Source organism: Actinobaculum sp. 352, from assembly GCF_003957265.1.
In the GTDB taxonomy this organism is placed as follows: Bacteria; Actinomycetota; Actinomycetes; order Actinomycetales; family Actinomycetaceae; genus Asp313.
In genome coordinates this window covers 1-1,461 of the sequence record NZ_RQSN01000031.1, presented here as the reverse complement: position 1 = coordinate 1,461, position 1,461 = coordinate 1, and the positions used below count along the sequence as shown (strand labels likewise).

Annotated in this window: 1 protein-coding gene; it reads left to right on the top strand. The window is 67.0% G+C overall.

Annotated elements, in window-relative coordinates; genetic code table 11:
• The first annotated feature begins 229 nt into the window (after positions 1 to 229).
• Positions 230 to 1,438 carry an IS110 family transposase gene (locus EKN07_RS12365; protein ID WP_126146570.1) on the top strand — a complete coding sequence of 403 codons (1,209 nt, stop codon included), beginning with the start codon at positions 230 to 232 and terminating at the stop codon, positions 1,436 to 1,438.
• Positions 1,439 to 1,461: the final 23 nt, after the last annotated feature.

The following is a 1,461-nucleotide window of genomic DNA, read 5'->3' as shown; positions in this document are numbered from 1 at the left end:
GTTACCTTGTTGGTGGTCCCGGGTGGTCCGGGACCGGGCCAGCCGCTTCCGGCATGATGTCGTGTCCCTGTCGTTTGATGATCCGGGGGGTGTTGTCACCGGTGGTGGCGGGCGGATGGTGATCGCTGATTAGGGGAACGGACCGCTTGACGCGAGTCCTTTCGTAACGTGGGTGCGGGGCTGTCTGCCTGACAGGCTGACCCAACAACGCACGAAAGGATGCGGAAAGGTGAATATTCAGGATGTGGAGGTCTTCGTCGGTATCGACGTTGGCAAGGCCGAGCACTGGGCCACGGCCCTGACCGGCGATGGGAAGAAGCTGTTCGACAAGGCCCTGCCCAACAGCGAGGACCGGCTGCGCGAGATCTACCAACGGCTCGGTGAGCACGGTCGGGTCCTGGTGGCTGTGGATCAGCCAGCGACGATCGGTGCCCTGGCAGTGGCGGTCGCTCAGGCCATGGGCATCATGATGGGCTACCTGCCCGGCCTGTCCATGCGCCGTATCGCGGACCTGACCCCGGGCAACGCCAAAACCGACGCCAAGGACGCGGCCGTGATCGCCGAGGCGGCCCGCACCATGCCCCACACGCTCAGGTCCATCAGCACTTCGGATGAGGACGCCGCATCCTTGTCGATGTTGACTGGTTTTGACCTGGACCTGGCCCGGCAGGTCAACCAGACCGCAAACCGGATCCGGGGCCTGTACACCCAGATCCACCCAGCCCTCGAGACTGTGCTGGGCAAGTGGCTCGAACACGACAGTGTGCTGGAGGTGATCGCCGCCTGGCCCACACCCGCCGACCTGCGCAAGGCCGGGCGGGCGCGGATCGACGCCAAGCTCAAAGCCAAGGGCGCCAAGCGCCATGCCGCCTGGGCGCAGGCCATCACCGACGCCCTGGGCAAGCAGACCGTCGTGGTCGCTGGCACCGACGCGGCCGGCGTGGTGCTGCCCCACCTGGCCCGCCAGCTCATCGCCCTACATGCCCAGAGGCGTGACGTCGCCGCCCAGGTCGAGGCCCTCGTGGAGGCCCACCCTCTTTACCCGGTCCTGACCTCCATGCCCGGGGTGGGGGCCAGGACCGCAGCCATCTTCCTGGCCGAAACCGCGGGCAGAACCTTCCCCACCGGCGCCCACCTGGCCTCCTACGCCGGCCTGACCCCCGTCACCCGGCGCTCCGGCTCCTCCATCCGGGGCGAGTACGTCTCCCACGCGGGCAACAAGCGCCTCAAACGCGCCATGTTCCTCTCGGCCTTCGCCTCACTGCGCTCTGACCCCGCATCACGCGCCTACTACGAACGCAAACGCACCCAAGGAAAACACCACAACCAGGCCGTCCTCACCCTCGCCCACCGCCGCATCCTCACCCTATACGCCATGATCCGCGACGGCTCCCTCTACGACCCCCAACCAGCACAGCAACTACCCACCGCCGCTTGACAAACCACATAGGGGCACCCCCC